Source organism: Novosphingobium sp. PC22D, from assembly GCF_002556635.1.
Classification (GTDB): Bacteria; Pseudomonadota; Alphaproteobacteria; order Sphingomonadales; family Sphingomonadaceae; genus Novosphingobium.
This window is the reverse complement of the sequence record NZ_MWMO01000002.1, coordinates 21,799-43,450: the sequence shown is the minus strand read 5'-3', so window position 1 is coordinate 43,450 and position 21,652 is coordinate 21,799. Positions and strand designations below refer to the sequence as shown.

Below are 21,652 nucleotides of genomic sequence, written 5' to 3'. Positions count from 1 at the left end.
TCCTGACTTGGCGTTTACCGTTACTTACGCGCGCGCCCAGCCAACCCCTCAAAGTTTTTCGAAGCGCTCCTTCAGCCTGTTGCGCGCGCGATATACGCGGGTTTCGATCGCCTTTTCGGTCGTTCCGAGAAGATCGGCCGCCTCGGCCTGGCTACGCCCCTCGATGGTCACGAGCACAAGCGCTTCGCGCAGCCTTAAAGGCATTCGCGCGATCTCGGCCTGAACGAGATTGAGCTCTTCCCTGGAAACGGCCAACGCTTCAGGACCCGGCAAATCGTCGGCGATGGAATGGAGTTCGTCATCACCCGACAGTCCGAAAAAGCCTGCGACCTTGCGCCTGCGCAAACGGTCCCGGCAGCGGTTGAGGACGACGGTTGTCAGATAGGGTCCGATCGGCTTGTCCGGATCGAGCCGATGGCGCGTCAGCCACACCGAAGCGAGGCTGTCCTGAACAACGTCCTCCGCCTGAGAAGGAGAGGAAAGCATGCGTGTCGCGAGCGCGAGAAGCCGACCGGTTTCATGCTCGACGAGCTTGCTGAAAGCCCGCTTGTTACCGGCCCTCACCTGCGAGACAAGGGCCTCATCCGGATTGTCGCCCGCCCCCGACATGGCGCTTCAGTCGCGCGGGTCGCGGGTCAGGGCGTCGGAGACCTTGCGGTCGAACTGGCGTTGCTGCTCGGGTTCGAGAATTTCACGCATGTCGAAGACATGCCGTACCGTTGCTTTCTGCAGATCGCCCATACGCGCATGCACCTCGTCGATCGCGGCCGAAACCTCGGGACCGTACTCGTGCTCATTTTCCATCGCCTGGGCGAGCCGGGCATTGGCTGCGCGCGCCGATCCTTCGAGCCGTGCCCTTTCGACAGCGAAACGGGCCTCGAGCGCATCGAGACGCTGCTCCTGGTCGGCCGTCAGGGTGAGCTCGTCGTGCACGAAATCGTGGAGGCCGGAGCCGGCCTCGTGATTGGCCCAGCGATCCGCGGCAATCGCGCCGAGGCATCCTGCAAGTGCTGCGAGAAGCACCGCGAGAACGATATGCGTCGTCTTCAAACCCTATTGCTCCACATGGAGGAGCGCCGATGGGGACAGCTGTTCGCCGAGGATAAGACCCTCGCCAAATGACGCGGAAGACGTGCCATAGCCGCCGGGCCAACCGCTCGTTCCGGCGCCAGCTCCAAGCCCGACGACGAACAGACCGACGAAAAGGGCCGTCCGGCGGCGTCGGTCGGCGATTTCGCCAAGCTGTCCGGCGCGCTGCCAAACGCCATCCATGAAGTCGGCTGGGACCTCGTTGGCGGCGGTGGTGGAAAGCGTTCCGAGCACCGCATCAAGAGAGTGATTGTCACGCATCCGAAAAACTCCTGTGGGTTGCACGTGTCCTATACGCGCTCGCCTGCACAATCCCTTAAACTTCTTTTTTTGAGGGAATGTCCAGCGCCATACGTAACCGAGACGGGTCTGTCAGAATCGGGTCGAACCCGGGATGAATGGGAACCAGCTCGTGAACAATATCACCGCACCTGAAGATCACGGCGAATTTACGCCTCTTCTTGGCAAGAGCTTTCTGACGCCCCTTTACGACCGGGCGATCGGTCTGTTCACCCGCGAACATCTCTGGCGACAAAGGATTGTCGAAGAACTGCACCTTGTCCCCGGCGACCGGGTGATCGATGTTGGCAGCGGAACCGGCACTCTTCTCAAGGCCTTGATGACGGATTGTCCGGAAGCGGGTCTGATCGGTGTCGAACCCGACCCGGATGCGCTCGCGCTTGCGCGGCGCAAGTTTGGCGCGGGAGCCGATCTCGTGAAATGGCACAATGGCTTTCTCGAAAGCCTCAAGCTGCCCGCAGGGTGGCAGCCGAACAAGATCGTCAGCAGCCTCGTCCTGCACCAGGTCCCCTTGCGCAAGAAGCAGACAATCCTGGAAACCATCGAAAGCTTGCTCGTGCCAGGCGGAACCGTGTTGATCTCCGATTATATGAAGCAGGATAGCCCACTCATGCGGAGCCTCTTCCGGGCGACCGTCCAGTCTCTTGACGGCATAAGCGACACGCAGCCCAGCGCCGACGGCGAGGTCGAAAAACTATTCGCCGAAATCTTCACCGAGCCATGCCTGCTCCAACGGTTCCCGACGGCAACCGGGACGATCTCGCTATGGCGCGGATACAAGAAAGGAATTGCACAATGAATTTGAAAAAGCCTTCGCTGCTCCGGCGATCGATTAGCGGCGCGGCCTTGCTCGTGCTGGCAGCCTGTTCGAACGTGGCTCAGGCAGCGACCTATACGATGTTCAGGGACCCCGGATGTGGATGCTGTCTCAACTGGGCAGGCCATCTTGAAGATGGGATGAACGCGAAGGTGGCATCGGTCGATAGCAACGACATGGCGGCGATCAAGACAGCGCGCGGCGTACCGGAAGAATTGTGGTCGTGCCACACGATGGAGGTCGATGGATACATCATCGAAGGTCACGTGCCCGCCGAAGCCGTCGCCCGACTTTTGCGCGAGCGGCCCGACGGCGTTGCCGGTCTAGCGGTTCCGGGAATGCCTCTGGGATCGCCCGGCATGGAGGCCGGAAACCGGATCCAGCCCTATGAGGTCATCGCCTTTGGTCCGACCGGACAGAGCGTCTTCGCATCTTATCGGTGATTGTAAGGAACTGACGCCAGTGGCCGCGCGAGAAATAAGGGCGATGTCTCGTTGAAGAACAATCGCGCGGGAATAACACAGAAGCCCGGGACACCGGGACGGGCGCTAAGATGCCTGTCGATCATCCCGCTGGGTCCGGGGCCGGCTGCCCCGACGGTCCCGGACCCTTCCGTTTGCATAATTTTAGGACGCACGAAGTGGGAGAAATGCGATGGTAAAAGGATCAATCAAGAACTCGATATTCGCATGGGGCTGGACGCTCAGCGTGTTCCTGCTTGTCAGCTACCTCCTATGCATTGCCTTCGGAGTCCTCGCACCCGAGCGGTTTCACATGCACCAAGCCTGGGCTCCGTTGCTGCCATGGTTCGAATGGCTGACCCTGTCGGGATTTCTTGCAGGAGCGGTGGGCAGTTTTCTCTACGGCTGGTACATCGCACTCATCGCGGTCCCGCTGCACCGGTTTTTCCAGGCCCGGTTTTCCTGATTTGACGCGCTGAATATTAGGCGCACTCAGCGTGGACTGCCGTGCCTTGACGCGCCGCCATCGGCATCGCTGCAGGAAGAAAGAGCGCGCCGCCGGAAATCGATAGCTCAACGCGATTTCGGGGCCAGCCCAAGGATGGCTCATGCCCCGCCAGAAAATTTTTTGAGGGGTGAGCCGCTTCGCAACGTACTGCTTGTCGTGATGTTTCTCGGACGGGAGGACATCGACAGGGGAAAGACTTGCAGACAGATGGCAACGATCAACATGGGAAGAGTGCTGGATCGATAACGCTGCTTGGCGGTGTCGCAATGGGAACCGGCGTCATGATCGGCGCTGGTATTTTCGCACTGACCGGCCAGATTGCCGAACTGGCTGGACCGCTATTTCCGCTTTCTTTCATAGTCGGCGCCCTGGTCACTTCCCTAGCCGCCTACAGCTACATCAAGATGTCGAACCGCTGGCCCTCCTCTGGCGGCATCGCGATGATTCTTCAGAAGGCCTACGGACCGGGTGTTGTTGCAGCATCGGCATCGCTCCTGATGGCGCTGTCGATGGTCATCAACGAAAGCCTGGTCGCTCGGACCTTCGCGACCTATGCCTTGCGGCCCTTTGGGCTCGAGAGCAGCGGCATTCTGGTTTCCGTCGCGGCACTGGCGCTCATCGTCTTCGCCTATTTCGTGAATGCGGCAGGCAACAAATCGGTCAGCGGTTTCTCTCTCGTCATGTCGGCGATCAAGATCGGCGGCATCGCCCTGTTCGCGATTGCGGCGATCTGGGCCAGCGGCTTTTCGGGCGGCGCCTTCTCAGAGCCAGTCGCGCTTTCGGGTCTCGACGCGTTGCTCGCGTCGGTCGCCTTCTCGATCCTCGCGTTCAAGGGTTTCACCACCATCACCAACAGCGGCGGCGAAATCATCGATCCGCACCGAAATGTTGGCAGAACTATTATCATTTCGATCACAGTATGCGTGGTCGTCTACCTTCTGGTCGCGGTGGCGGTCGGAGCCAGCCTCAGCACTTCGGAAATAGCGCAAGCGCGCGATTACTCGCTTGCGGCAGCTGCGCGCCCCGCGCTCGGAGAGCTTGGGTTCTATTTCACAGTCGCAATCGCGATCGCAGCCACGACCTCGGGTGTCATCGCCAGCGTTTTCGCCGTTTCGCGAATGCTGACGATGCTGACCGAAATGAAGATGATCCCGCATAGCCATTTTGGGATGAAGGGACCGATCCGCAGTCACATGCTGGTCTATACCGTCGTGGTCGCCGGCACGCTCGCGGTCCTGTTCGATCTTTCGCGGATCGCCTCGCTCGGAGCGTTCTTCTATCTCGTAATGGACATGCTCGTGCATTGGGGCGTGCTGCGCGGTTTGCGGGAAGAAATAGGCGCGCGTGCCTGGATCCTCTGGTCGGCGCTCATGGCGGACGGCGTAGTCCTGACAGCTTTTGCCCTCGCCAAGCTCAAAACCGACCCTGCGGTCGTCGCCTATGCGGTCGCAGGTATTGCCGCAGTGTTCGGAGCCGAATGGTTCTATCTCCGTCGGAATCCTGCGCTGCGTGAAATGCCCGCCACACACGATGGAGATCATCGATGATCGCCGCACTAATTCTCGCCATTGCACTTTTCCTGGCCTCGGTCGGCGTGCATCTGTCGATCCTCGGCGCAGGGCATCGCATGCTCGACGCACCCGGAAATTTCTCCGCCAAACTTGGGGTCGCGCTTCTCGTCCTGGCATCGCACCTGCTTGTCGCGACGCTCTTCGCTGGCGGTTTCTGGCTGGGCGCGGAGCTGGGCCTCGGCGGGTTCGACAAGACGCCGGCGATGAGTGCGATGGACTATTTCTATTTCTCGCTGATCAACGTGACCACGCTGGGGCTCGGCGACATCTACCCGACCGAGCACCTGCGCGTCATTGCCGGCGTCGAAGCCTTGACCGGCTTCGCGCTCATCAGCTGCTCGGCACAATTGTTCTGGACCATGATGAAGGAAGGAGAAAACGCATGACTGAAAGCACATCCCACTCGGATAAGGGAGGGGGCGGGAACTACTGGCGATTCATGGCCATGGTATCGACCTCGACCGTGATCATGTTCTTCCTGATGTACGCCAACAGCTTCGACATGGACGACGTGTTCTGGAGCGAGACGCGCTTCTGGATGATGTTCGTCATGGGCGCGATGATGATGGTGGTCATGCTTCTCTTCATGTGGGGCATGTACAAGGACCGGACCAAGAACTTCATCATCCTGGGCGTCGGAGCCCTCGTATTCGCACTCGCGCTATGGCTCGTACGCAGCCAGACCACGGTCGACGACACCGAATACATGGCCGCGATGATCCCGCACCACTCGATCGCGATCATGACCAGCGAGAGGGCGAGCCTGAAGGATCCGCGGGTTCGCGAACTTGCGCAGGCCATCATCGTCGCGCAGCGGCGTGAGATCGCCGAGATGAAATATCTCATCGAGGACATCGAGGAGAACGGTCCACGCACCGAAGAACGCCTGCCCGAGGAGATGCAGCAATGAACAAGATCGCACTTCTGACGCTTGCAGCCCTCCCGCTGGCGGCCTGCAACACCAATACCGCGGTCGGCAATGATCGCGAAGCGCAGCTCGATCCTCCGGCGACGGCAGCTCCGATAGAGAGTGCTGCGAGCGCTCTTGCCAACCTCAGCCCCGGCCTCATGCTGCCCGAGACCATGAGCGAGGCGGACCTCGCCGCGCTGGGAGCCGAAAACACGTGCCAGTTCCGCCTGACCGAGGTCGCTTTTCCGTCATTCGTCTACGACAACAGCGGTCGCGGGGCCATCAAGATCAACGGCAAGCTGATCCCTGTTACGGCAAGCGCCTCGGGTGAGTATGCGAATGGTGAGCTTCGTATCCGTACGCGCATTCTCGATGACGAAGGAGACGCGGGCTTGCAAATGCAGGAGCTCATCGTCGCCGGCCCCCGGATGAAGGACGAGTTCGGGTTCTGGGGGTACACGACTTGCGGCAACAGCGAAGCGTGAACACGAGCGAGCGGGCGCCGGCTTCCGTCGGTGCCCGCTCCATAATCATGATCGGCCCGGCAAGCGCGGCCGAATTTACAATGAGGTGCTACAGTGGAAGCTGAGCCTGTGACCGATGCAGCCCCCCTTGCGGTCTTCGGTGCCGGAGGAAAGACCGGCACGGAAATATTGCGCCATGCGGTCCGCAAGGGCATCGCGGTACGAGCGTTCGAACACACCCTGCCCGAACCATCGGACAGGGTCGACAATGTCGAGTATTTCCAGTGCGACGTTCTCAATGACGACTTCAGCAGCGAGCTTGAAGGTTGTCGTGCGGTCATTTCCGCACTCGGTATAGGGTTCAGTCCATCCACGACGATCGATCCGCCTCCGCTTTACACGGAGGGAACCCGCAGGCTGGTGGAAGCGATGTCGACGACCGGCATTTCCCAGATCGTCGTGATATCGGCGGCGTTTGTAGAGCCGCAACCCAGCGTTCCTGCATGGTTCGAGCTCACGGCAAGACCAGCCTTGCACAATATTCTCGAACAGATGCGCGCCATGGAAGATCTTCTGGAGCGCGCGAAAGGCCTGAAATGGACGGCTGCGCGACCGGGCTGGCTCCTCGACGAACCCTATACGGGTGAAGCCGTCATTACCGACGAGCGTCTTGCCGAGGGTTGCTTTCGTTGCAGGCACGCCGACCTCGCGGCAGCCATGCTCGAATTCGTCTGCGAGAACACCTGGGTCAACGCTAAACCCGCTATCGCCCGGCCAGAAGCAGACCGCTTCGAGAACGTCTCGGCGCTCAAAGCCGAATTCGGGATCGACTAGATCGACGCGGGCTCGCGGAAACACTCTAACGACGAGGCAAAACATGCTGCTCGAGAAGATAAAGACCCCCGGCCTCTCCCACCTTTCCTATCTGATTGGTTCGCAGGGCAAGGCAGCGGTCATCGATCCGCGCCGGGACTGCGAGATTTATGTCGAGCGTGCCCGCGCCGAAGGGCTGGAGATCACGCATATCTTCGAAACGCACAGGAATGAGGATCTCATCACGGGATCGCCGGTATTGGCCAAAATGACCGGTGCCCGCGTTCTGCACGGTCCAAACCCTGCGGACGAGATTGTTTTCGCCGACACCGCGCGAGAGGGCGACGTTTTCGAGATCGGGAAGTTGCGGATTTCGGTGCTCGAAACTCCCGGTCACACCGACGATCATCTCGCCTTCGTCCTCCATGACGACGATTTTCCCGAAGGACCGGTCGGCGTGTTCACCGGCGATGCGCTCTTCGTTGGCGACGTCGGACGCACCGATTTCTATCCCGAGCGCGCGCGGGAGGTCGCGGGCCTCCTGTACGATTCACTGCAGAAGATTTGCGGTCTGGGTGACCAGGCGATCATTTACCCCGCGCATGGAGCAGGCTCGGTCTGCGGTTCGGGAATGGCGAACCGGGAATTCTCGACCATAGGCCACGAACGTCGCAACAATCCGCGGCTCCAGATAGCCGATCGCGAGGAATTCATCGAGGCGAAGCTCGCCGAGCATCATTACCAGCCACCCTATTTCAGACTGATGGAGCGTCTGAATGTCGAGGGAACATCTCCTGCGCCACGGATCCTGCGACCAAAACGTCTCATGCTCTCGGACATCCGCGAAATCGACGCCGACCATGTCGTCGACGTGCGGGATCCGCTTGCATACGCAAGCGGGCATCTGCCTGGTTCGATATGCCTTCCGGTCGGCATGATTTCGGCGTTTGCGGGCTGGTTCATCAGGGAGGGTGAAACAATCGCCCTCGTCGGATCGGCGGAAGACCAGCTGGCTTCGGCCATGACGCACCTTGTGAGGATCGGGCTCGACTCGATCGTCGGCGGCTATGTCGGTATCGTGCCGGCTGCAGCGCAAGGAATGAAGATGGCGAGCCTTCCGATGATCGGGACGAACGAGGTTCAGGATCGTCTCGAGCGCAAGCGCGACGACTGGACCTTGCTCGATGTGCGTGACCTCGATGAGCGGCGCAGCGGCGCGATCGAGGGATCGGACCACATCTACGTGGGCGAGCTCAATTCCCGCTTCGCCGAGCTCGATCGCGAACGCGCCTATTCCGTCATGTGTGCCAGTGGAATGCGTGCGAGTGTGGCGGCGGGCTGGCTGCAAAGCAAAGGATTTGGCAAGCTCGATATATATCTGGGCTCGATGGGTGCCTGGCAGCACGCGTCGTGATGAACCATCGCACCCGATGCGAGGTCCTTGTCTTGCGCTCTTCAAAGCTTTACGCTTTTTTTATGCGAGTCTTGCGCACCCTTGGACTGCTACTGATCGCCTGCGGGCTGTTCGTCCAGTCGGCAGCGCATGCATCTGCCCTGCCTCAGGCGGTCGATGCAGGCAAACCGGCCTGCGCCGAGATGGAGATGATGGCGGGCGCAGCTTCCATGGACGATCATGACGGCGTGCCTTGCAAGAACCTTCGGCTGGATTGTCTCGTGGCATTCGGCTGCATCCCGCCCCTCGTTCCAGGGGGTGATGCGACCCTGGTCGGTGAAATACCGGCGCAGGCTTCTCAGTTCAGCAGATTAGTCTCCAATTCGCTCGCGGCCCCAAGGCTGGGGCCAGAACCGCCACCTCCGCAATTTCCGGCATGACCCGCGTGCAGGCATAAGCCTGTGCGCTCCTGCCTCTGGATGGACGACCTGCGCTCGATGCGGGCCGGTGATCCGGAACGCGTGTCTGACGCGCTCCTTTTGCGGATGAACGATCATGCAACGAATTACTTGGACCGCGATTCCGGTCCTGCTGGCCCTCGCGCCGGCGAGTAATGCCCAGTCGGTGGGCTATGAAGAAGCTTTGCGAGCAGCAACGAGCGACCAGCCCCAGGTTCGCACAAGCGAGCTGCGACTGGACGCCCGGCGCGAGATCGCCGACGCTGCCGATGAACTGCCCGATCCGCGCCTTCGCGCGGGCATCCAGAACCTGCCGGTAAGCGGGCCGGCTGCGTTCGAGCTGGGTCGCCAGCTCCCTACGCAAATCCAAGTCGGTATCGAACAGGAGATTCCCAATCTCGCGAAACGTCGGGCCCGGTTCGGAATTGCGGACGCCGACATCGACCTTGCCGCAGCACAATTGCGTCAGACCCGTTACAGGGTACGCGTCGGAGCAGGAATGGCATGGATTTCGTTGGCTTATGCCCAACGGGCTCTGACCGTCGCCGACGATGCACTTGCTGAAATCGAGGGGCTCGTACCACTCGCGCGCAGTGCTGTCGCCGCCGGTTCGGCCAGACCCGCCGAAAGTCTGGAAATACGCCGTGCCGTGCTCGAAGTCGAGGATATGCGGACCAGGATCGAGGCCGACCGAGAGGCCGCTCAGGCCATGCTGTCGCGCTATACCGCTCTGCCGACCGCCACCGCGACCGGAACCATCCCTTCGGCCGATCTCGATCCCGAAGGTTTGCGGACCATGCTTCAAAGCAATCCGGAGCTCGTCGTGGCGCTTGCGCAGGTCCGCCAAGCGGAAGCGAGAAGCGATCTTGCCCGATCGGAAAGGCGTCCGGATTTCGGCGTCAATGTGAGCTATGGACGGCGCGATCCCGATTTTGGCGATGCAATCTCGGTGATGGGTTCGATCACGCTCCCGATTTTCGCGGACCGGCGCCAAAACCCGCGTATAGCCGCCGCCGAAGCCGAAGCGGCTGCGGCACAGTCGGCCAGAGCCGATCGGCTGCGTGAACTCGAAGCCCGGTTCGAAACCGATCTCGCGGCATGGCGCAGCGCTTATCGACAATGGCAGCGCGCGACCGACGAATTGCTTCCCCTTGCCGAAAGCCGCGTGGACCTCGAGCGCGCGAGCTTTGCCGCGGGCCGCGCGGAACTGCTCGACGTCATCGACGCCATCAAAACGCTCGCCGTGCTGCGGGTGGACATTCTGCAACGCGAGGAAGCGACCGTCGAAGCCGCCGCGAACCTGCGACTGACCTATGGGGAGTATGGCCGATGAGAGCCGCAATGGGAGCCGCGTGGGACAGGCTGTCGCCGCGCCAGAAATCCTGGACGATGGCAGGCACGGTCGCGCTCATCAGTCTTGCCGCCGGCTATGGTCTCTCGCAGCTCGGCGAAGGCCAGGGTGGTGCAAGCGACGCGGGCGGCAGTGCGACCGAATGCGAGGAGGTCCTTTACTGGTACGACCCGATGGTGCCGGGGCAGCACTTCGACGAGCCGGGCAATTCGCCCTTCATGGATATGCAGCTGGTGCCCAAGTGCGCGGGCGAGGAGGCCACTGCAGGCGTCAGGATAGATCCCGGCCTGGTGCAGAATTTCGGCATCCGCACCACTGAAGCCGAGTACGGCGTCCTCGAGCCGGAAATAACCGTCACAGGCGTTCTGGCCTACAACGAACGCGACGTCGCGATCGTCCAGCCACGTGCCGGAGGCTATGTACAAAGAACCTACGGCCGCGCGCCCGACGATGTCGTTGGACGGGGCGCGCCGCTCGCGGATATCCTGGTTCCCGAATGGGGCGGAGCGCAGCAGGAGTATCTGGCCGTCCTGAACAGCGGTGATGAAGAACTTGCGCAGGCCATGCGCTAACGCATGCGCCTTTTGGGCATGCCTCCAGGCCTGATCTCATCGGTAGGGCGCAATGGACGTCCGCAGTCCACGATCACCGTTACCGCGCCGATTGGAGGTGCCATCACATCGCTCGGCGTGCGTCCGGGAATGACAGTCATGGCCGGACAGACGCTCGCCGAGATAACCGGTTTCTCACCGATCTGGCTCGAAGCCGCGGTGCCTGAAACGCAGGCGGCGAATGTACGCGTCGGGCAACCTATCAGCGCGACGCTGACCGCATTCCCCGAGGAACGCTTCTCCGGACCCATTGTCGCTATCCTGCCGAGCGCGGAGGATGCAAGCCGTACGATCACCGTTCGTGCGCAACTGCCCAATGCATCCGGTCGCCTCAAGCCGGGCATGTTCGCACACGTCTCGCTGACCCCGGACACACGCCGCGCGCTGCTGGTGCCGTCCGAAGCCGTTATCAGGACCGGACGTCGAACCATCGTGATGGTGAAGCAGGACGAGGGCGGTTTCATGCCCGCCGAGGTCCGGATCGGCCGCGAAGCGGGTGGCAGGACCGAGGTTCTGGCCGGTCTGTCGGCCGGCGAACAGGTCGTGACATCGGGTCAGTTCCTGCTCGATTCCGAAGCAAGCCTTACCGGACTCGACGTCCGTCCGGTCGATCAGGCAGATGACGCTTCCACCGGCGGCGAGGACGAACCAGCGACCTTCGGTGCCACCGGCACGATCCAGTCGATCGCCAATGGTTCGGTGACGCTGCGGCATGGTCCTGTGCCCCGGCTCGATTGGCCCGCGATGACCATGACCTTCCGCACGAAGAGCGCGGCGCAAATGCGCGGGCTCGAGACGGGAGACAGGGTGCGCTTCACCTTCACCCAGCAGGATGCCGGCCCCCGGATCGAGTCTATCACGAGGGCCGGACAATGATTGCTCGGATAATTGATGCCTCGATCGCCAACCGCCTGTTTATCGTTCTCGCCGCCGTCGCGGTAACGCTGGCCGGTTTCTGGGCGGTGCGCACGACGCCGGTCGACGCGTTGCCCGATCTGTCCGATGTGCAGGTTGTGGTCCGGTCAAACTATCCGGGGCAGGCCCCCCGGATCGTCGAGGACCAAGTCACCTACCCCCTGGCAACGACCATGCTTTCGGTGCCGGGGGCGAAAACCGTCCGCGGCTACTCGATGTTCGGCGACAGCTATGTCTATATCATCTTCGAGGACGGTACCGACCTCTACTGGGCGCGATCGCGTGTGCTCGAATATCTCAACCAGGTGCAGGTCCGCCTGCCCGATGGCGTGACGAGCACGCTCGGCCCCGATGCCACCGGGGTAGGGTGGATCTACGAATATGCGCTGATCGATCGCAGCGGCGGACACGACCTTGCCGGACTGCGCAGCCTGCAGGACTGGTTCCTGCGCTACGAGCTCAAGACAATCCCCGGCATTGCCGAGGTCGCCAGCGTCGGAGGAATGGTCAAGCAATACCAGGTCGTGCTCGAGCCTTACCGGATGGCCTCGCTCGGCGTGACTCACGCCGAGATCGTGAGCGCAATCCAGTCCGCCAACCAGGAAGCGGGCGGCTCGATCGTCGAGATGGGCGAAGCCGAATATATGGTCCGTGCCTCGGGTTATCTCGGCGACCTCGACGATTTCAGGGCGATCCCGCTGCGCGCGGTGAGCGGCGGCGTTCCGGTCACGCTGGGCGACGTAGCGACGATCCAGGTCGGCCCCGAACTGCGCCGAGGCATCGCCGAGCTCAATGGCGAAGGCGAGGTTGCCGGCGGCATCATCGTCCTGCGCCAGGGTGCGGATGCAAGAAGCGCAATACAGGCCGTCGAACAGAAACTCGACGACTTGCAGGCAAGCCTTCCCGAAAGCGTCGAGATCGTCACGACCTACGATCGCTCTCAGCTCATCGATGCGTCTATAGAGAACCTCACCACGAAGCTCATCGAAGAGTTTATCGTCGTGGCGCTCGTATGCGCGCTGTTCCTCTGGCACGCGCGCTCGGCACTTGTCGCCATCATCACCCTGCCTTTGGGCGTGCTCGCGGCCTTCATCGTGATGCGCATCCAGGGCGTCAATGCCAACATCATGTCGCTGGGTGGAATAGCCATCGCGGTCGGTGCGATGGTCGATGCCGCCGTCGTCATGATTGAGAACGCGCACAAGCATCTCGAGCGATGGGAACACGAGAATCCCGATACCGTGCTCGCGGTGAAGGAACGCTGGCGGATCATCGCCGATGCATCGAAGGAAGTGGGACCGGCGTTGTTCTTCAGTCTGCTGATCATTACGCTGTCGTTCCTACCGGTCTTCACCCTGCAGGCGCAGGAAGGGCGGTTGTTCGCTCCGCTCGCTTTCACCAAGACCTATGCCATGGCGGCCGCGGCCATTCTGTCGGTAACGCTGGTGCCGGTAATGATGGGATGGCTGATCCGTGGGAAGATCCCTTCGGAGGATTCCAATTTTCTCAACCGCTGGCTGACGAAAATCTATCGTCCGGGGCTCGACTGGGTCATGCGGCGCCCAAAGGCAACGCTGGTGATCGCGGCGCTGATCTTCCTGACCACCGCGATCCCCTTCACCCGGCTTGGCGGCGAGTTCCTCCCGCCGCTCGATGAAGGCGATTTGCTTTATATGCCGAGCGCGCTGCCCGGCCTCTCCCCCGGCGAGGCTTCGGCGCTGCTGCAGCGCACCGATCGCCTGATCAAGTCGGTCCCCGAGGTGGAAACGGTGTTCGGCAAGGCGGGGCGCGCCGATACAGCGACGGATCCGGCTCCCCTGACGATGTTCGAAACGACGATCCGCTTCAAGCCGCGCGAGGAGTGGCGCGAGGGAATGACGCCCGATCTGCTGGTCGAGGAACTTGACCGGGTCGTCCAGGTGCCGGGCCTCGCCAATGTCTGGGTGCCGCCGATCCGCAACCGGATCGACATGCTCGCGACCGGGATCAAGAGCCCGATCGGGGTCAAGGTTTCAGGCGACGATCTCGATCAACTCGAACGCGTTGCACTCGATGTGGAGCGTATCGCCAAGACCGTGCCTGGCGTGAGTTCCGCCCTGGCCGAGCGGCTGTCGGGCGGTCGGTATGTCGATGTCGATATCGACCGGATGGCGGCCGCGCGATACGGGCTCAACATTGCCGACATCCAGCAGATCGTCTCTGGTGCAGTTGGCGGTGCCAATGTCGCACGGACCGTCGAGGGGCTGGCGCGCTATCCGATCAATGTGCGCTATCCCCGCGAAATCAGGGACAGCGTCGAGGAACTCAGGGCCTTGCCGGTTCTGACGCCGTCCGGCCAACAGATCACGCTTGGCACTGTCGCCCGTATCGCCGTCAGCGACGGTCCGCCCATGCTCAAGAGCGAACAGGGCCGACTGACCAGCTACATCTACGTCGACGTCCGGGGCCGCGATCTTACCTCGGTGGTCGCCGATCTGCAGGAGGTCGTCGCCGCGGGTGCCGATCTTCCTGCCGGCGTCAGCCTGTCCTATGCGGGCCAGTTCGAATATCTGACGCGCGCATATGAGCGACTGAAGGTCGTGGTTCCCGCGACGCTCGCGATCATCTTCCTGCTGCTATATCTCATTTTCCGGCGCTGGGACGAAGCCTTGCTGATCATGGGCACGCTGCCCTTCGCGCTGACGGGCGGATACTGGTTGCTCTATCTGATGGGCTACAACCAGTCGGTGGCGACTGCGGTCGGTTTCATCGCGCTTGCCGGCGTCTCCGCCGAATTCGGCGTGGTGATGCTGATCTACCTGAAAGCCGCACTGGAGCGGCGGCGCGGTGATCTGAGCGCCGAAGAAGTAGACGAGGCCATCCGGGAAGGCGCGCTCCTGCGCGTGCGGCCCAAGGCGATGACCGTCGCAGTCATCCTTGCCGGTCTCTTTCCGATCCTGATCGGCACGGGCGCGGGCTCGGAAGTCATGAGCCGCATCGCCGCGCCGATAGTCGGCGGCATGATCACCGCCCCGCTCCTGTCCATGTTCCTGCTTCCCGCCGCTTATCTGTTGTTGCGGCGCCCCCGTCCGGAAAAACCGGCCAATTCTCAAGGAGAAGAAGAATGCGTACCCTAACCTACATAATCCTGCTCGCGGCACCGCTGGCGCTTGCAGCCTGCGATGCTGCGGACGATACCTCCGAGACCATGATGCCTGACGAAATGGCGAACTCGGACAGTATGCCCATGTCAGGCGAAATGCCGATGGCGGAGGAGACCGGCGGCGAGCAGAGCGCCAGCGCGGAGGGAACGGTTACAGCCATCGATCCCGAGGCGGGCACCGTGACCATCGAGCATAGTCCGGTCGAAAGTATCGGATGGCCGGCAATGACCATGGCCTTCGAAGCCGACGCGCAGATCCTCGAACAGGTCAGTATCGGTGAGGGAATAGCCTTCGAATTTCGTACTGGAACCGAAGGCAGTGTCGTTACCTCGGTGACGCCGCGATAGAAAAATAAGTGGGAGGTGCTCGGTCGCGCCGGCGCCTCCCACGCCAAAGCAGGTGAATATGCCAGGTATCGACAGGCCCAACTTTCAGGATCGCCGCGACTTCATGAAGAGCGTCGGCCTCGCGGCGACGAGTTTCGCGGTGCTGCCGCTAGTGGGTTGCGACACGCAAAGTAGGATGTCGCTCGATCGATCAGGCGCTAGCAATCCCCTCGCCATACCTGAGCTACAGGCAGGAACCATCGAACGGGGGGAGCGTGTCTTTCGCCTGTCCCTGACATCGGGCGAGAAAGACTTCGTGCCTGGCACTCCGTCTCCGACAATCGGTATCGACGCATCCTATCTCGGACCGACCCTCGAAATGCGTCGCGGCGAACAGGTTCGATTTCACATCGACAACAAGCTTGCCGAAGATGCGACCGTCCACTGGCATGGCTTCGAACTTCCCGCCACCGCGGATGGCGGGCCGCACCAGCTCGTGCGGCCCGGCGAGCGCTGGAGCCCGTCCTTCGAAATACGCCAGCGCGCGTCGCTATACTGGTATCATTCGCATTTACATCAGCGGGCGGGACCACAGGTCTATGCCGGTCTCGCAGCCCCGATCTACGTGCGCGACGAGGAAGAGGATCGCCTCGATCTGCCGAGCCGGTACGGTGTGGATGACATACCGCTCATCGTGCAGGATCGCGTGATCGACAGCTCGGGCCGCCTCGTTTACCCGCTCAACATGCACTCGCGGATGATGGGAGTGCTGGGCGAGCACATCTATGTGAACGGAACGGCCAATGCCGTTTTCGACGGCGCCGCCGGCCCGCTGCGCCTGCGGCTTCTCAATGGATCGAATGCGCGGTTCTACACCTTCTCGCTCGAAGGTGATCGTCCGATGCAACTCATCGCAAGCGATGGCGGCCTGCTTGCCGCACCCCGGAAGGTTCGAAGTCTTACCCTTGCCCCAGGCGAACGCGCACAAGTGATCGTCGACCTTTCCGAAGGGCGCCCGCTGCGCCTGAATGCCAGCAGTCCTGATAACGCCATGGGCATGATGGCCGGAGAAGGCGGGGGTATGATGGACGGCGGAATGATGGGAAACCGGACCGGTCGCGAGAGGCAGGGCCGCACCTTTTCGATCCTCGATATGCGTCCCTCCGGCGCGTCGACTTCAGTTATGCTTCCGCCCACCCTGGCCGCGCTTGCCGCGCCGGACCCCTCGCTCGCCGTTCGCAGCCGCCGTTTCGTGCTCGATATGGGCATGATGGGTCGAGGCATGTCGATCAACGGCGAGACCATGGACATGGACGTCATCAATCAACGCGTACCGGTGGGTCAGTGGGAAATATGGGAAATCGCTAACGCTTCGATGATGGCGCATCCCTTTCATATTCATAACGTGCAGTTCCGCTTGCTCGACCGGGACGGTCGGCCTCCGCGGGCGGAAGAGGCGGGCTTCAAGGACACCGTTATCGTCAACCCGCGTGAACAGGTCAGGCTGCTGTTGCGGTTTGAAGAGAATACCGATCCCGACAATCCCTACATGTATCACTGTCATATCCTCGAGCACGAGGACGCAGGCATGATGGGGCAGTTCGTGGTCACGGCCAATTAGGGGAGAACGACAGATGAGCGATGGGCACAATGCAATCGAGGGTACGGCGACCGACCCCGTTTGCGGAATGAGCGTGAAGATGGACGGCGCCCGCTTCATCGATCGACACGAGGGTGGCGACCATTACTTCTGCTCCTCGCGCTGCCTCGACAAGTTCCGCGCGGATCCGGAGATGTATCTTTCGAAGGCGCACCTCGATGCTGTCGAGGATGTCCCGGAAGGTACGATATACACCTGTCCGATGCATCCGGAGATCCGGCAGCCGGGGCCGGGCTCCTGCCCGATATGCGGGATGGCCCTCGAACCCGAAACGGTCACCTTGAACGAGGGCCCCGATCCCGAACTCGTCGACATGCGGCGAAGGTTCTGGTGGAGCGCGCTCTTCACCCTGCCGCTCTTCGCCTATGCGATGGGCGACACGATCCCGTCGCGACCGTTCGATCAGGTCATCGAACCCGCTTTCGCGCAGTGGCTGCAGCTCCTGCTGGCCACTCCGGTGGTGCTTTGGGGCGGCTGGCCCTTCTTCACCCGGGCGCTGCAATCGGTCCGGACCATGAACCTCAACATGTTCACCCTGATCGGCTTCGGCGTCGCCATCGCTTATCTGTTCAGCCTTGTGGCAACCCTCGCCCCGGACATCTTCCCCGAGGCTTTCCGCGATCATGCGGGCCGGGTCGGCGTCTATTACGAGGCCGCAGCGGTTATCACGACCCTCGTGCTGCTCGGGCAGGTGCTCGAGCTCAAGGCGCGCGGATCGACATCGAGCGCCTTGCGAGCGCTTCTCGAACTCGCGCCCCCGACCGCGATGAAGATTTTCGGTCGCGGAGACGAGCGCGAAGTACCGCTCGATGAATTGACGTCTGGGGACCTGCTGCGCGTGCGTCCGGGCGACAAGGTCCCCGTCGATGGCACGCTCGAGGATGGAAGCAGCGCCATCGACGAGTCCATGATCAGTGGCGAACCCATTCCCGTCAAGAAAAGCGCGGGCGATCAGGTAATCGGGGGCACTGTCAACCAGACCGGCAGCTTCACCATGCGCGCGACGCAGGTCGGCGCGGACACCATGCTCTCGAAGATCGTGCAGATGGTGGCGGAGGCGCAGCGCAGCCGGGCACCGATCCAGCGGCTCGCCGACCAGGTCACCGGATGGTTCGTGCCCATCGTCGTCCTTGTCGCTATCGTGAGTTTTGTCGTCTGGGCCATCTGGGGACCGGCACCGGCCCTTGCCTACGCGCTCGTCAACGCGGTCGCCGTTCTGATCATCGCCTGTCCCTGCGCGCTCGGACTGGCGACGCCAATGTCGATCATGACCGGCACCGGCAAGGGAGCCCAGCACGGCATCCTGATCAAGAACGCCGAAGCGCTCGAAACGCTGGAAAAGATCGATACGCTGGTTGTCGACAAGACCGGCACACTGACCCGGGGCAAGCCCGATCTTGTCGACGTAAAACCGCAGTCAGATTTCGACGAGCAGGAGTTGCTGAGCCTTGTCGCTGCTGTTGAGAGAGGAAGCGAGCATCCGCTCGCCCACGCGATCGTCGAAGGGGCTCAAAGCAGAGGCGCTGCCATTCTCGACGCTTCCGATATCGAGTCAGTGACCGGCGAAGGCATCCAGGCAAATGTCGACAAGCGCCGGGTCGCGATCGGGAATGAAAAGATGATGGAGCGCATAGGGGCGCTCGAAGAAAGCTGGCGGTCCTCGGCCAATGAGGGTCGAAGCCTCGGACAGACGGTGATGTTCGTGGCCGTGGACGGGGCACCGGCAGGCCTTATCGCTGTCGCCGATCCGATCAAGGAAACCAGCCGCACCGCTATTACCGCGCTGCATGAGCGCGGCATCAAGATCGTGATGCTTACCGGCGACAGCGAAGCCACCGCGCGTGCGGTAGCAAGCCAGGTCGGTATCGACGAAGTCGAAGCGAATGTCTCGCCCGAGGACAAACATCGCAAGATCGAGCAGTTGAAGAGCGAGGGTCGCCGGGTCGCTATGGCCGGCGACGGCATAAACGACGCACCCGCGCTTGCCGCTTCGCATGTCGGCATCGCGATGGGAACGGGTACCGATGTCGCGATCGAAAGCGCGGGCGTGACATTGGTGCGCGGCGACCTCGTCGGCGTTGTTCAGGCGCTCGTCCTGTCTCGGGCCACTATGCGCAACATCAGGCAGAACCTGTTCTTTGCCTTCGCCTATAACGCGCTCGGCATTCCGGTCGCCGCAGGTGTTCTCTATCCGTGGACCGGGTTGCTTTTGAACCCGATGATCGCGGCCGCGGCGATGAGCCTGTCCTCGGTATCGGTGATCGGCAACGCCCTGCGCCTGCGCGGCCTCGCTCTTCCCAAATTCGATACCTGAGCGATGGGCACGGGAGGGAGATGGCAAGAGTGACGGATTAGACGATGCAGGATCAAAACCAAATCTCTGAGAAATCGCGCGAATGGCGCGGTGCTCATCCAGCGCTCTGGATCGCGATATTCGGAATTCTTATCGCATTCGCCTGGGAGATGCTTCAGCTTCCTTTCTACCAGTCGGGAGATCTGTCGCCTGCCGAGGCAGCACGTCGCTGCGGCCTGGCCTCGTTCGGCGATGCCGGGATCATGGTGGCCGCTTATCTCGGCGCCTCTGTCGGCAGTGGTAAAACGCCGTGGCTCGTAGACTGGCCGATCTCGCGTTTGGTCGTGTTCCTGGGAATCGGCCTGGCCATTACTGCCATGGTCGAAGTGCTGGCTGTCGGTGCCGACTGGGGGTGGTCCTATAGTGCAATCATGCCGCTTGTGCCCGGGACCAAAATCGGCCTGGTACCGATCGTGATGTGGGTCGCGGTTCCCACCGCCACCTTGTGGCTCGCGCGCCGTCTCGGCACCGGACCCCGCTGATCGCAAACCGGGATCTCCTATCCCTCGACAGCTGCCGGCTGCGGTCCCGATGGTGATCGACTTACCCGAAATCCGGCAATCAGGGCCAGCAGCGTGAGCAATTGCGCGCCGATCGTCTCGACCGTCGGGAAGAAGCCGAGTTCGGCGAGGCGCGGCAAGCCGGCGATGAAAGTGGCGGAAAGAACTCCGGCCTCCTGGAAAGCGCCCACGCCCTTGCCCGCGAGAATGACCGCAAGGATCGCAATCAGGATAGCACTGTAGCGGAAGAACTGGGTGATCGGCAGTTTGCGGCTGTAGCGCAGCATGGCCCAAGCAATGAGCGCCAGCAGCGCTACTGCCGACAAGGCACCTAACAGTATGATGCCGCTGCTCTGCGGGTTCCACAGGGCAGCGTAGAACAGGATAGTCTCGAAAGCTTCGCGGTAGACCACGACAAAGGCGAGCCCGAAGAGAAACCATGCCGATCCGCGCGAAAGCGCCTTGCCCATTTTTTCCTGGATATAGCGCCGCCACTCCTCGGCCTGGGATTTGCCGTGCATCCAGATCCCGACCGATACGAGAATGACAGCCGCAAGCAGCGCGCCGATCCCTTCGGTCATCTCGCGGCTCGCCCCGCTGATGCTTACGAAGTAGGTTGCTACGACCCAGGTGGCGACACCTGCGAAAAGAGCAGCGATCCAGCCACCATGGATATAGGGCAATACCTCGGAGCGCTGCGACTTTTTCACAAAGGCGATCATGGCGATCACAACCAGAAGTGCTTCGATCCCCTCGCGCAGCAGGATGGTGAACGCCCCGAGAAAGGTCGAGATTTCGCTGGCCGCCTCAGGAGCCAACGCTCCCTCGGCTCTGGCCAGCAGACTATCGATGCGAGCCCTTAGTTGCTGTAGTTCGGATGGATCCGCACCGGACTCTATTCCGGCCCGAAATTGCCCGAGCGCCTGTTCTACCTCGCGCATCAAACCGCCATCGCGCGTTGCAAGGAGGGCCTCCAGGGGTTCGAACCCGTCGAGATAGGCAGAAAGGGCAAGCTGCCGCGCTTCTTCACGGTCGCCAGCCCGATAGGCTGACAGGCTGCGATCGAGCGTATCGCGAACGAAAGCGAGCGAACCTGTGTCATTTGCCTGTCCCACCGCATTGGGATTGGCGCGAAGATAGGCCATGACGGCGAGCGCACGGTCCTCTCCGATCTCCTCGGCCAGACTTTCCGGTGTGAGCGCGGCGAGCGTCTCGAGATCGGGGACAAGCTGGCGTATGCCATCATCTTCCCGCCAGATACGCTCGCCTTTGGCCACATCTTCAAAAGCAATGCTGCCGGCATAGAATGCAAGCGCCCAGCGATCCTCGTCGGACAGCGATGCGAAGCTGGCCATGGACGTTCCTTCAAGCCCCTGCGTGATGACCTGGTAAAGCCCGAACGCACTGCGCTGCCGTGCCCGGTCGATATCGGTAAAGTCTATCGGCGGGGGATCGAGCGCCTGCATTGCGGCCGGTGGCGCACTTCCGGCGGCGCCGTGACACGAGGCGCAGTTCTGCGCGAAGAGAGTGCGGGCGCGGACAAGGTCGGGCGCCTGCGAAGGGGCGAGCGGAACCGGGTAGGCTGTCAGCAACGAGGCTGCCAGCGCGCGCGCGAAGCGCCCAACTTGCTCGGCAGGTTCCTTGTTGGCGATCAGAGCTCGCAGCTGGTCCGATCGGCGGATGAGTGCTTGATTGTCTTTAGTGTCCGGAAATGCAGCGACCTGCCGCGCCACGACATCGGAAAACTCCACCATTTCGCGATATTCGAATTCGTCGGCAACACGTCCCTCGGAAACCGCGGAGGCGTAGTCGACCGCGATATAATCGAGCAGACGCCAGGTGGTTCGCACATCGGGTTCTTCCGCGTTCGCGGTGACGGACAGACACAGCGCAAGCGCCAGCAGAATGAGCCGCAGTGCCGGATGGACGGTGGCGGAGACGATGCGATGCATGAGGGGTCTCTATATCTGTTGCAATTAATTCGCAATAGCAGAGTCTAGACGGAAACG

19 protein-coding genes and 1 pseudogene are annotated in these 21,652 nt (G+C 61.8%); 16 read left to right on the top strand and 4 right to left on the bottom strand.

Features of this window, described 5'->3' with window-relative positions:
* Positions 1 to 48: 48 nt before the first annotated feature.
* The 3 genes from B2G71_RS03875 to B2G71_RS03865 are packed head-to-tail and all read right to left on the bottom strand — an operon-like array spanning position 49 to position 1,350.
* Complete coding sequence (locus B2G71_RS03875) at positions 49 to 609, bottom strand: sigma-70 family RNA polymerase sigma factor (protein ID WP_066761573.1); 561 nt, start codon at positions 607 to 609, stop codon at positions 49 to 51.
* Between the two features lie 6 nt (positions 610 to 615).
* Complete coding sequence (locus tag B2G71_RS03870; protein WP_008603940.1) at positions 616 to 1,050, bottom strand: periplasmic heavy metal sensor; 435 nt, start codon at positions 1,048 to 1,050, stop codon at positions 616 to 618.
* Between the two features lie 3 nt (positions 1,051 to 1,053).
* Positions 1,054 to 1,350 carry a hypothetical protein gene (locus tag B2G71_RS03865; protein WP_066761572.1) on the bottom strand — a complete coding sequence of 99 codons (297 nt, stop codon included), beginning with the start codon at positions 1,348 to 1,350 and terminating at the stop codon, positions 1,054 to 1,056.
* 133 nt (positions 1,351 to 1,483) lie between these two features.
* On the opposite strand from B2G71_RS03865, the gene B2G71_RS03860 reads away from it, so the two are divergent.
* The 16 genes and pseudogenes from B2G71_RS03860 (at position 1,484) to B2G71_RS03785 (ending at position 19,625) form a co-directional block, all read left to right on the top strand.
* Positions 1,484 to 2,188 carry a class I SAM-dependent methyltransferase gene (locus B2G71_RS03860; RefSeq protein WP_066761569.1) on the top strand — a complete coding sequence of 235 codons (705 nt, stop codon included), beginning with the start codon at positions 1,484 to 1,486 and terminating at the stop codon, positions 2,186 to 2,188.
* Positions 2,185 to 2,649 (top strand): DUF411 domain-containing protein, encoded by a 465-nt coding sequence (locus B2G71_RS03855; RefSeq protein WP_066761567.1) that lies wholly within the window; start codon positions 2,185 to 2,187, stop codon positions 2,647 to 2,649. The genes B2G71_RS03860 and B2G71_RS03855 overlap by 4 nt, the downstream gene beginning before the upstream one ends.
* Positions 2,650 to 2,860: 211 nt before the next feature.
* Complete coding sequence (locus B2G71_RS03850) at positions 2,861 to 3,133, top strand: hypothetical protein (protein WP_010240151.1); 273 nt, start codon at positions 2,861 to 2,863, stop codon at positions 3,131 to 3,133.
* Positions 3,134 to 3,372: 239 nt separating this feature from the next.
* Positions 3,373 to 4,722, top strand: a complete 1,350-nt coding sequence (locus B2G71_RS03845; RefSeq protein ID WP_066761565.1) for an APC family permease — start codon at positions 3,373 to 3,375, stop codon at positions 4,720 to 4,722.
* Positions 4,719 to 5,132: a potassium channel family protein gene (locus tag B2G71_RS03840; protein ID WP_054527894.1), complete on the top strand. Its 414-nt coding sequence runs from the start codon at positions 4,719 to 4,721 to the stop codon at positions 5,130 to 5,132. Before B2G71_RS03845 ends, B2G71_RS03840 begins: the two co-directional genes overlap by 4 nt.
* On the top strand, positions 5,129 to 5,656 hold the full coding sequence (locus B2G71_RS03835) for a DUF305 domain-containing protein (protein WP_172807445.1): 528 nt from the start codon (positions 5,129 to 5,131) through the stop codon (positions 5,654 to 5,656). Before B2G71_RS03840 ends, B2G71_RS03835 begins: the two co-directional genes overlap by 4 nt.
* The gene (locus tag B2G71_RS03830; RefSeq protein ID WP_066761563.1) at positions 5,653 to 6,141 is read left to right on the top strand and encodes a DUF6692 family protein; all 489 of its coding nucleotides are present in this window, start codon (positions 5,653 to 5,655) and stop codon (positions 6,139 to 6,141) included. The genes B2G71_RS03835 and B2G71_RS03830 overlap by 4 nt, the downstream gene beginning before the upstream one ends.
* A gap of 108 nt (positions 6,142 to 6,249) precedes the next feature.
* Positions 6,250 to 6,954, top strand: a complete 705-nt coding sequence (locus tag B2G71_RS03825) for an NAD(P)H-binding protein (protein ID WP_066761559.1) — start codon at positions 6,250 to 6,252, stop codon at positions 6,952 to 6,954.
* Positions 6,955 to 6,997: 43 nt separating this feature from the next.
* The gene (locus tag B2G71_RS03820; protein WP_066761557.1) at positions 6,998 to 8,347 is read left to right on the top strand and encodes an MBL fold metallo-hydrolase; all 1,350 of its coding nucleotides are present in this window, start codon (positions 6,998 to 7,000) and stop codon (positions 8,345 to 8,347) included.
* 534 nt (positions 8,348 to 8,881) lie between these two features.
* Complete coding sequence (locus B2G71_RS03815) at positions 8,882 to 10,117, top strand: TolC family protein (protein WP_098104450.1); 1,236 nt, start codon at positions 8,882 to 8,884, stop codon at positions 10,115 to 10,117.
* Between the two features lie 8 nt (positions 10,118 to 10,125).
* A pseudogene (locus B2G71_RS03810) lies at positions 10,126 to 11,622 on the top strand (efflux RND transporter periplasmic adaptor subunit).
* Entirely contained in the window at positions 11,619 to 14,777 is a 3,159-nt protein-coding gene (locus tag B2G71_RS03805; RefSeq protein WP_066761551.1) for an efflux RND transporter permease subunit, read from the top strand. The pseudogene B2G71_RS03810 and the gene B2G71_RS03805 overlap by 4 nt, the downstream one beginning before the upstream one ends.
* A complete protein-coding gene (locus B2G71_RS03800; RefSeq protein WP_066761550.1) occupies positions 14,765 to 15,151 on the top strand; it encodes a copper-binding protein in 387 nt (128 codons plus the stop codon). The genes B2G71_RS03805 and B2G71_RS03800 overlap by 13 nt, the downstream gene beginning before the upstream one ends.
* A gap of 58 nt (positions 15,152 to 15,209) precedes the next feature.
* Positions 15,210 to 16,751 carry a multicopper oxidase domain-containing protein gene (locus B2G71_RS03795; protein WP_066761549.1) on the top strand — a complete coding sequence of 514 codons (1,542 nt, stop codon included), beginning with the start codon at positions 15,210 to 15,212 and terminating at the stop codon, positions 16,749 to 16,751.
* A gap of 13 nt (positions 16,752 to 16,764) precedes the next feature.
* Positions 16,765 to 19,104, top strand: coding sequence for a heavy metal translocating P-type ATPase (locus B2G71_RS03790; protein ID WP_066761546.1), 2,340 nt, complete (start codon positions 16,765 to 16,767; stop codon positions 19,102 to 19,104).
* Between the two features lie 44 nt (positions 19,105 to 19,148).
* Entirely contained in the window at positions 19,149 to 19,625 is a 477-nt protein-coding gene (locus tag B2G71_RS03785) for a hypothetical protein (RefSeq protein WP_067696355.1), read from the top strand.
* 17 nt (positions 19,626 to 19,642) lie between these two features.
* Here the strand turns inward: B2G71_RS03785 and B2G71_RS03780 are convergent, their stop codons facing one another.
* Positions 19,643 to 21,595: a cytochrome c/FTR1 family iron permease gene (locus tag B2G71_RS03780; protein WP_066761544.1), complete on the bottom strand. Its 1,953-nt coding sequence runs from the start codon at positions 21,593 to 21,595 to the stop codon at positions 19,643 to 19,645.
* Between the last annotated feature and the right edge of the window lie 57 nt (positions 21,596 to 21,652).